This is a genomic window from Streptomyces sp. NPDC002868, from assembly GCF_055563295.1.
Genome location: NZ_JBVHDR010000018.1, coordinates 91,166 through 99,918, shown reverse-complemented (window position 1 = coordinate 99,918; position 8,753 = coordinate 91,166). Strand labels below are relative to the sequence as shown.

Below are 8,753 nucleotides of genomic sequence, written 5' to 3'. Positions count from 1 at the left end.
GCATAGACCTACTCGCCCCCGTATGGAACCTCCTCGACCTCACCCCCGCCGGCCGCGGCAACTGGTTCCCCACACTGGACTATTGATCCCAGGCTGCGCACGGAGAGTGTGGGAATTGACCCGCGGCGACGTTGCCGCCACGACGGTTTTCAAGATCGACGGTGGCTTGACACGGCGTCCTCGACATGGCCGCGCGCACCCCGCGCCGGGAGTAGGAGGTGGGAGTGAACCGTGGCGATGGTCGGACTGTTTTGGATCAGCGAGGACGCGGTGTACGTGGGTTCCCCGCCGACCGGGGACGGGCGCTGTGTCCTGCTTACCGCCGACGGGCTCGACGCAGTGGGCCCCGAGGGATCCCAGGCGTGGACGTGGACGGACCTGCGTTCTGCGGCTGTCGAGGCTGCACCCGTACGCGGCACGCCAGGCAGCCGACTGGGGATGGCCCTGGAAGTGTTGCTCACAGCGGCGTCCGGCCTCGGCAACGAGCCGGCGGAGATGATTCTGCGCCTGGAGACGGTAGGCGGCGACGCGGAGGAGCTGCCGGTGTACTCGGCGGCAGCCGGTTACGACCCCGAGGAGATTGCCCTTTCCCAGTCCCTGCTAGCCCGTTTCGTGGCGGGCACGGCCGACCCGCGGACCATCGCCGCTTGGGGCCGGCAGAACAGCGGTCACGGCACGTCGAAACCGCGCGCGTGAGGCCCTCCTGCGCGCATGGGCGGAAACATGAGCCGGTGGCTACGCCCGGTGCCGATGTCCACGATCGGCGGCAGGGGGCGTTGCGTGCCCCTGGCGTGCCCCATGCAGGGGCGACGAGCGGGGAGTGGCGGGGAGTTGCAGGAATTCGCACTATTTCGACCTGGTCAGCGAGTTGTCAGGTTATCCGGGATCCGCGTACGGGGTCTTCCAAACTGGGGCTCCAAGACCCGATGCGCCGGCACCTGACTGGGCCGTTGAGACTCCACCGACCTTGATCCGTCTGGTGACCGTAGATGTGTCCCCGTACCAGGGGGTCGTTCTCCAGGATGAAATCCGAGACTTGCCAGAACTCGCTCAGCTGCGGGTGCTGCAAGGCGGCTTCACGGTCGAGTTTGTGCCCGAAGAGAGGTCCGTCGGGGTGAGCAAGTCCAGCGGTCACCAGTGTGGAGGCAGGTTGAGTCCGGCCCACCACGGGGCCGACACGGCAGGCGAAGGCAACGTGATCGTTCCACTTGTCCGGCCCGTCGCCCCAGGTACCGAAGATCACGTCTATCCATGCGTCGTGGTCTCGGTCGGTGTGGTGATAGCAGTTCGCGAAGTACACGGCGCGCGGTGCACCGTCGGCATAGATGAAGTCCCACGCCCTCTCAATGGGGGCATTGCAACAGTCGCACTTGAACTCGCGAGTCTGGCGGTCGGGGCCAAAGGTCAGCAGCATGCCGGACAGCATGCTCGATGCGGCGATCGCGACCTGCACGAACTCCAGGAGCAACCCCTCAACAAGGCTGCTTGACCAGCATGATTGCAGGGTGTAGGACTCGGAGCATGTTCAGCGTGCCCGCATACCGCTGACGCAGACCTCATGAAGGCCCCGCCCCCCGGTCGGGGTCTTCATCGTTCCCCTGCCCCGATCACCCCGGATGCCCGATGATGTCCCCCTCATCACGCAACGTCCTGGGGGGACTATGCGCACCAGAATTACCGCCGCCGTCACCGGAGCTCTCCTGCTCGCCACGCTCACCGCGTGCGGCTCAACCACTGGATCCTCATCAGGCTCGCCGGCCGAGACGGGAGCCAAAGCTCCGGCCGCCAAGAGCGGCGGCGCCGAGACGGCCGCGCTGCCCAACTTCGTCGGTAAAGGCCTCCAGTCCGCTCAGGACGAAGCCCAAGCCGTCGGCTTCTACCGGCTCGCCTCACATGACGCCTTCGGCCGCGGACGCATGCAGGCCCTGGATCGCAACTGGAAGGTCTGCTCACAGACCCCAGCACCCGGCGAGCACCCCACTGACGCCAAGGTTGACTTCGGCACGGTGAAGCTCGAAGAGCAATGCCCGGCCGGCGGCAACCAGGCCGAGCCAGAAGCAGCAGGCGGGACCATGCCCAACCTGAACGGCAAGTCGGTCAAGGTGGCACGCCAGGCCCTCGACTCGTCCACGAGCATCACGGTCAACGACGGCACCGGCCAGGATCGCATGGTGATCGTCGAGTCGAACTGGCAGGTCTGCAAGACGGACCCGGCGGCCGGAGCCAAGCTCAACGGCCAGCCCGTCACCATCGACGCAGTCAAGTTCACCGAGGACTGCTAACCCTCGGAGGTGGGCGCCCGTGGGCGGCAACCCGCGCAACGGGCGCCCCTACCTCCGTGTCACAGAACGGCCACACCGAACCACCCCGGCACATTTGCCACCCAGGCAAGCCGCATGATGACCCCTCTCATCTGCAACGTCCTAGGGGGAACCATGCGCACCCGCACCGCTTCCATCGCCGCCGCGCTCATCATCACCAGCCTCACCGCCTGCGAGGACAAGGGGGACATGGACAGCAAGCCCGCGGCCACCAAGAGCGATATCAGCCAAGCTGACCGCGACAAGGCGCGCGAAGCCGCCGGCCTCCCGGCCGAACCCAAAGGCGCGCAGCGCCAGGCCTTCATCGACGGCCTGAACGCCATCGACCCGGACGTCGTTCACGGCAAGGAAGACAAGGCCGTCAGCCGCGGCATCGACACCTGCGGCATCCTCAAGCGATTCCCCGGCGACCGGGCCAAGCAGATCGACCAGAGCAACAGGCGCTGGAGCAGCCCCATGCATCCCGAAGGCCACGGCCTCGCCAAGGCCGCCAAGATCCTCGACGTGGCGCACAAGAACATCTGCCCCGACTTCTGACCCACCCGCTCGCCAGCCCGGTACGCCACATCCGGACCGGCACCGGATCCCAACGCGCTGCGGGCGTAACCGACCGATGGATCAGGCGGGTTGGCGGACGCTGCTGCCGAGGGCCGTACCGGTGAGCTGCCCGAGTGGCCCGCTGACCGAGGCGACCGGCCGCGAGTGGGACATCTGGGTGGACCTGCGGGCGAAGCCGCAGGCCGTGATGTGGGAGGAGCTCGGCCAGGCGCTGGAGGTGGCGCTGCCCCCACATCACGCAGTTCTGGCTTCCCCGCCCCAAGACGGGCCGATCCAGCGGGCCCCTGTTCCTCGGGCGGGCCAGGCATCGTCCGAGACGGCCGTCCACCTCGCCAGGACCTCATCACCGCTCAATTCCTCACACCTGGTACGAGCGCTACCGGATGAATCGGGGGAGCCATTTCGCTTTGTATTCGGGGTGCCAGGCGTATTCGGCGGCCAGTTGGCGTACTGCGAAGCCGAGTCCGACGGCACGGCCGGAGGTGTAGTCGTCGGCCGGGCGGTCGGTGTCGCGGTCGGCTACTTCGGTGTACTCGCCGAGCAGGACGCGGCTGGTTTCGATGCGGGCCAGCGTGCGAGCCGGGTCCTGGAGCGCGATGTGCCGGTCGTAGCCAGCTCCTCTGACCGTGAACGCAATACCGGAGCTTCTGTCGTGGACCTCTCCGGGCACTTCGGCCGGGCATCTCCAGCTCGCGCCGCCGGCGTCCCGCGCGACCTGCTCCTCCTCGGTGAGCCGCGCCTCGATGAAGGTCACCATGTCTGTGTTGCCGGCCATCCGACGGTGCTTCCTCTCGTGACGTGCTGTGCTGTGACTGCCGGGTCATTGTGGGGGAGCTTGGACCTCGTGATCCAGTCCGCGGCCGGACTGCTCGGCAGGCTGGGGGCTCACCGTTGCGGGGTGGCCGCGACGCGGCCCGTAGGGTACTCCTTGCCCGGGCGAAGGCGTACGGCCGTACGTGGCGTTGCCGCGCTGGGGGCCGATGGCGGTCACCTCCCGGGGGCCGCCGTGGTCAGGCTGTCGCCGTGGCCCCCGCTATCCGCCTGGGTGCTGCCTGCCTGACCGGCGCAAGCGGGGCGGCGCAGGCCCCCAGGCGTCGTCGATGTCGGCGTTCGTGGTGATGGGCGTGCCGTTCCCTGAGTGCCGGGTCCTCGCCCGTCACCCGCGCCTCCGGCAAGAAGGCGGGCATCACCCGCCGCTGGGTGAAGAACGACCGCCTCAACCACGCCGACTACCTGTGGGCCTTCGCCTCCCCGACGACCTCACCGGGCGCCCACGGCCACTATCGGTAACGGGGCGAGCACGGAGACTGGCACGCAGCTGCCCAACGAAACCCCTTCAACCGCATGCCCGGCCAGCTCTACCACTGCCGCCAGCGCCACGAACTGTTCGATGAACACATCGCCTTCCCCGCCGAACTCGCCGCAGCAGCCTAACGGCTTAGGGAGCGGCAACCGGAGAGCTCCGTAACGCCTGCAGTGCATGCGCGGGGGTCTGTCGGTAGGCCCTGCCGGTGGTGAGACTGGGGCCGTGAGCCTGAATGATGCGTTCTTCAACGTCCTCACACTGGCCGTGGCACTCGTTGCCGTCGTCATCGCTGCCGCATCCTCACTGCGCCAGGCGTCTGATACGCGGCGTACCAATCTCCTCGTCTATACAGCCGAGTTGGGCAGCCGCACCCGCACTCCGGAATTCCGTGAGGCAATGGACTTCGTGCGGACATCCCTGCGTGCGTACGACCCCGTGTTAGGGATCTCCGACCTGCCGTCGCCAGCGCGTGAACATCTCCTGTTGGTGGGCGGCTTCTACCAGGACCTGGGCATGCTTGTCGTCACCAGAGTCATTGAGGAGGACATCGCCATCGCTGTCCACTACACGGGCATCAAGGCCAGTTGGCGGGCGATGGAGCCCTTCATTCGCATGGAACGCAGACGTCTGGACGCACAGCAGGGCGGCGGTCTGTTCGGCTCTTTCGAGCACTTGGCGGTCTACACCGAGGCGGTGCCCTACGACCGGATGCGCGCTGAGATCAACCGCAAGTTCCCCCGGCGCCGCTTCCCACCCCCCAGAAGCTGACCCACGATTCCGGCGCTGCAGGACTCCCGCCAGCCGCCTCACGGTCCGGGCTCGCAACGAGGCGTTTGTTCACCACGTTGGGTCTCCGCATGATTGGCCCGGCGTACGCCAGGGAGTGGGCGCGCCAGGGCCTCACTGCCCTGGCCGGGCCCGTCACTCCTTCTTGATGAGCTGATCGACCAGCACGAGCGACCCGCCGAACGTAACCGTGGCAGTCTCCACCGCTTCCGGCCAGGAGCTACCGGCGAGCAGCTGAAGCGCGCCGACTCCCAGCCCGACGAGTGCGGAGATGAGGAGCACCAACGCGGTGCGCACGCTGAAGAGCGCAGGTTCTGACGTCGCCGGCTGGGGCTGGTTGTCGTTCGGGGTCTGGGGCGTTGGGTGGCTCATCGTCTGCTCCTCTTGCGAATGCTCGGCTGGATGCCTCAACCACCGTGCGCGCAAAGGCCGTTCGATCGCATCACGGGATCGATAAATCGTCGGAAGCCGGGCTCGGAAAGGCGGCGAAGCCCGTACGGTTCCGAATGAAACCGAAGGCAATCCGAAGGGGCGTGAGGAGCGGTGGGGAGGGAGCCGTCGCCGGATCCGGAATCCATCCGGACCCCAGTTGAACTGGCACGTGGCCTGAGGGAGCTGTACGAGAAAACGGGCCTCAGTTACGTCAGCATCGCCGAGGCTGCTGGGCTGTCCACGTCGACCGTGCACGGCATGTGCAACGGGAAGTCGTTCCCCCGCAGGGGATCACTGGAGTTGTTCGTCCAGGCCTGCGGCGCGGATCCGGACGCGTGGGCCGACGCCCACAGGCGCGTCAGACCCGGGCGGTTGGGGCGCAGGGCGGAACCGACTCCGTGCCCCGCCCGCTCCGGCGCGGACGTGTCCATCAAGCTCAAGCCGTGGGTGAAGTTCTACGACCGAAGCCCTTACTCCAATGACCTGCTCCGGCGTGTTCCCAGACCGTCGACGGAGGGCCAGGACACCTGCGATCTGACTGAATTTCCCAGCACTCTCGGACGCCTGACAGACTGGCTGATAACGGTCGAGGTCGTCACCCACTACCGTGGCATCACCGTGCCGGTCGAGTCTCCGGAGCGGTTCTGGACCCTGGTGGCGGCAGATGTCATGCTCCGGCGGTTCGAGGGTACCCGGCACTGGCTGATCAAACAGACCGAGATTGTCATCAAGGACAACAACCAGGAGCACTTGGTACAACTCCGGCTGGTCTGGCTGACGTTGTTCGAGCTACTGCTCCATTCCGACACACCGGAGCAGTGCGACTGGCCGCCGCGACAGATCGTCGAGGACGTCGACAAGATGACGGTCTCGAGTCCCAAACGCACCAGAAGGATCATGGAGTGGCTTCTTGACGTCTTCTCCGACGACCGCGTCGTGAGCAGCAGCCTGCGTCGGGCATGGGAGCGGTACGTGGGCGCGAAGTTCCCGGGCTTGCACAACGCTGGCCCACGGTCGTTCGACCCGCAACTCGTGGCCATCGGCTCGCTGGTCGTCCCCGCACTCGAGGAGGAACCTCGACGCTATTCCTTCCAGGCGATGTGCCACCCGCTCACCGTCAGCGATATGGCGGTCCTCTGGCCGGACAGGGTGCCAACGGGCGCCGATCCCCGTCTTCCGTACGTCCTCGGAGGACAGGGCGACGAGAGGGACGACGCCCTGGGGAGGTTCCTCCAGGACCTCATCGGCCGCTGCCTGCTGAAGACCGACTCCGAACCCGACAAGGACTGGACCTGGGCCGTGCCCACGGCGCCCGAGTGGCTGGCACTCTCCGGATGCGCAGCCGACGGCCGCCCGTATCCCTGGGGAACCGAGCTGCCCACACCCGAACACGCCAACCTCCGTTTCCCAGGCCGGTCCCAGAAAATGCGGCCGGTGGGGCTGTTCCACTCCGGGAAGTCGCCTGACGGTGTCTGGGACTGCTGCGGCAACGTGCACGAAGTCGTCGAATGGCAGCTGGGCGGCCTGCAACGCGCAAAGCCCACCCTGACCGCCCTCCGCCTGGCCGGAGCAAGCTTCCGCAATCGCCCCGAGAACGCCTCCTGCCGGATCTTCCGACCCTTCGTCCCGACCTTCCCCGATGAGCAGAGGCAGAACGTCGGCCTGCGCCTGATCAGATACCGGAGTGAACACGCCGAACTCCGCATGGAGGCGCTCAAGCAGTTCCGCAGGGCCAGGGCGACATCCCGTCGGACCAGGAAAAGATAAGGACGCCCCCCGGCACCGGCCCAGGCAGTGTCCGACGGGTCCTGTGTTTGGGGTGCGTTCGTGTCGTTCCGGCCCGTGGGGCGGGTGCAGGTCATCCGACTTCGCCTCTGACGCACGTAGGCTGCCCGCACTGACTATTCGTCATGAAAGGACTGGATGTGGCCTCTCGTCTCAACCCGTACATCAGCTTCTCTGGTGAAGCGAAACAAGCCATGGAGTTCTACAAGGAGGTCTTCGGCGGCAACCTGGCCGTCAACACCTATGGCGACTTCGGCTCCGAGGCGCCCCCCGGATACGCCGACAAGATCATGCACAGCATGCTCGAGACCGCCAGGGGATTCACGCTGATGGGCGCCGACAATCCGCCAGGGACGGAACACAAACCCGGGAACAACATCGCGGTGAGTCTGAGCGGCGATGACGCGGACGAACTGCGCGGCTACTGGGACAAGCTGTCCGACGGCGGCACAGTGTCCGTCCCCCTGGAGAAGCAGATGTGGGGCGACGTGTTCGGCATGTGCACGGACAAGTTCGGTATCACGTGGATGGTCAACGTCAGCGAACAGCAGACCTGATCCGGTGTCGACGCGTCGGCGATCCCACGGGTCGCCGACGTGTGTCCGTGTCCAGGTCCCGCCGGGGCGCATCCGCCGAGTCCGTGCCCCGACCCACGCTTTGTCGCCGCACAGGTGGTCCGGACGGGTCCGCGGGTGACCGCCGGCCGGACGCGGGACACGGATGCGATCCAGGACAGGGATCAGCTGCGGGGCGTCACCCCACTGTCCGGGCGTGACCAGAATGGCCAGCGGGCGGCAGCCGCCATCACTCGCCAGATGAATCTTCGTCGTGAGCCCGCCGCGTGAACGGCCGACCGCCTCATCGGGACGATGCCAGACAGGTCGACGGCGTCGTCCCGGCATCCGGGCCGGGCGGTAGCGGGCCCCTGCAGCATGCTGGTGGGCACGGCAGACCGTGGAGTCCACACTCACCACACGCCAATCGATCCGGCCCTCCGCGTCGGCGTCACCCTGGACCGCGTGCAGGATCCTGTCCCACGTCCCGTCCGCTGACCATCGGCGACGCCGGTCACAGACCGTTTTCCATCTACCGAACCGCGTTGGCAGATCTCGCCACGGGATACCGGTCCGCTGACGGAAGAGAATGCCGTTGATCACCCGACGGTGACTCTTCCAACGCCCACCCCGGCCCACGTTCCTCGGCAGGTGCGGCTCCAACCGAGCCCACTCCGCATCCGAGAGATCACCCCGCCCCACAGGGATCGGAACGACGCGGGCACAACCCAGTCACACGACCCGTCGGACGCTGCCTAGGGGTGTCGGGTGTGGCTTTCAACCTTCTGCCGCTTGTGGCTTCCACTGATTGGCCGCCCGACGCCCCACGACGACTGGGCTGCCAATGAGGAATTGCGAATGATCGCTCCGTAGGGGAATCAACAGCGAGGTCGTCCGTCGGGAGGCATCAGGGCACCGCACCGCACCGCACAGATGCACCATGGCCGCGATCTGGCCCGGCATCGACGCAGGCAAGACCCATCACCACTGCGTCGCGATCGCCACCACACC

At 66.8% G+C, this 8,753-nt stretch carries 9 protein-coding genes and 2 pseudogenes; 7 read left to right on the top strand and 4 right to left on the bottom strand.

Going from position 1 to position 8,753, the window contains the following annotated elements:
* Window positions 1-237 precede the first annotated feature (237 nt).
* Window positions 238-696, top strand: coding sequence for a hypothetical protein (locus tag ACZ3H8_RS35385; protein WP_467408775.1), 459 nt, complete (start codon window positions 238-240; stop codon window positions 694-696).
* A 175-nt stretch (window positions 697-871) separates the two neighbouring features.
* Here ACZ3H8_RS35385 and ACZ3H8_RS35380 read toward each other — a convergent pair whose 3' ends face one another.
* Window positions 872-1,453 carry a hypothetical protein gene (locus tag ACZ3H8_RS35380; protein WP_467408773.1) on the bottom strand — a complete coding sequence of 194 codons (582 nt, stop codon included), beginning with the start codon at window positions 1,451-1,453 and terminating at the stop codon, window positions 872-874.
* Window positions 1,454-1,661: 208 nt separating this feature from the next.
* Between ACZ3H8_RS35380 and ACZ3H8_RS35375 the strand changes: the two genes are divergently transcribed.
* A complete protein-coding gene (locus tag ACZ3H8_RS35375) occupies window positions 1,662-2,282 on the top strand; it encodes a hypothetical protein (RefSeq protein ID WP_467408772.1) in 621 nt (206 codons plus the stop codon).
* A gap of 153 nt (window positions 2,283-2,435) precedes the next feature.
* Entirely contained in the window at window positions 2,436-2,858 is a 423-nt protein-coding gene (locus tag ACZ3H8_RS35370; protein WP_467408769.1) for a hypothetical protein, read from the top strand.
* Between the two features lie 397 nt (window positions 2,859-3,255).
* Here ACZ3H8_RS35370 and ACZ3H8_RS35365 read toward each other — a convergent pair whose 3' ends face one another.
* A complete protein-coding gene (locus tag ACZ3H8_RS35365) occupies window positions 3,256-3,654 on the bottom strand; it encodes a DUF6221 family protein (RefSeq protein WP_467408768.1) in 399 nt (132 codons plus the stop codon).
* Between the two features lie 365 nt (window positions 3,655-4,019).
* On the opposite strand from ACZ3H8_RS35365, the pseudogene ACZ3H8_RS35360 reads away from it, so the two are divergent.
* Window positions 4,020-4,313 (top strand): annotated as a pseudogene (locus tag ACZ3H8_RS35360) (IS110 family transposase); the annotation flags it as partial.
* Window positions 4,314-4,407: 94 nt separating this feature from the next.
* Entirely contained in the window at window positions 4,408-4,953 is a 546-nt protein-coding gene (locus ACZ3H8_RS35355) for a DUF4760 domain-containing protein (RefSeq protein WP_467408767.1), read from the top strand.
* Between the two features lie 153 nt (window positions 4,954-5,106).
* On the opposite strand, the gene ACZ3H8_RS35350 is transcribed toward ACZ3H8_RS35355, so the two are convergent.
* Window positions 5,107-5,343 (bottom strand): hypothetical protein, encoded by a 237-nt coding sequence (locus ACZ3H8_RS35350; RefSeq protein ID WP_467408766.1) that lies wholly within the window; start codon window positions 5,341-5,343, stop codon window positions 5,107-5,109.
* A 171-nt stretch (window positions 5,344-5,514) separates the two neighbouring features.
* On the opposite strand from ACZ3H8_RS35350, the gene ACZ3H8_RS35345 reads away from it, so the two are divergent.
* Both ACZ3H8_RS35345 and ACZ3H8_RS35340 read left to right on the top strand, forming a co-directional pair.
* Window positions 5,515-7,170, top strand: coding sequence for a helix-turn-helix domain-containing protein (locus ACZ3H8_RS35345; protein ID WP_467408764.1), 1,656 nt, complete (start codon window positions 5,515-5,517; stop codon window positions 7,168-7,170).
* 158 nt (window positions 7,171-7,328) lie between these two features.
* A complete protein-coding gene (locus tag ACZ3H8_RS35340) occupies window positions 7,329-7,745 on the top strand; it encodes a VOC family protein (protein ID WP_467408783.1) in 417 nt (138 codons plus the stop codon).
* Window positions 7,746-7,817: 72 nt separating this feature from the next.
* On the opposite strand, the pseudogene ACZ3H8_RS35335 reads toward ACZ3H8_RS35340, so the two are convergent.
* A pseudogene (locus ACZ3H8_RS35335) lies at window positions 7,818-8,444 on the bottom strand (IS5 family transposase); the annotation flags it as partial.
* Window positions 8,445-8,753 lie beyond the last annotated feature (309 nt).

Bases quoted from the DNA above. Each gene is read 5' to 3' on its own strand.
- ACZ3H8_RS35385 (WP_467408775.1), top strand. From the start codon at position 238: ATGGTCGGACTGTTTTGGATCAGCGAGGACGCGGTGTACGTGGGTTCC.
- ACZ3H8_RS35375 (WP_467408772.1), top strand. From the start codon at position 1,662: ATGCGCACCAGAATTACCGCCGCCGTCACCGGAGCTCTCCTGCTCGCC.
- ACZ3H8_RS35370 (WP_467408769.1), top strand. From the start codon at position 2,436: ATGCGCACCCGCACCGCTTCCATCGCCGCCGCGCTCATCATCACCAGC.
- ACZ3H8_RS35365 (WP_467408768.1), bottom strand. From the start codon at position 3,654: ATGGCCGGCAACACAGACATGGTGACCTTCATCGAGGCGCGGCTCACC.
- ACZ3H8_RS35350 (WP_467408766.1), bottom strand. From the start codon at position 5,343: ATGAGCCACCCAACGCCCCAGACCCCGAACGACAACCAGCCCCAGCCG.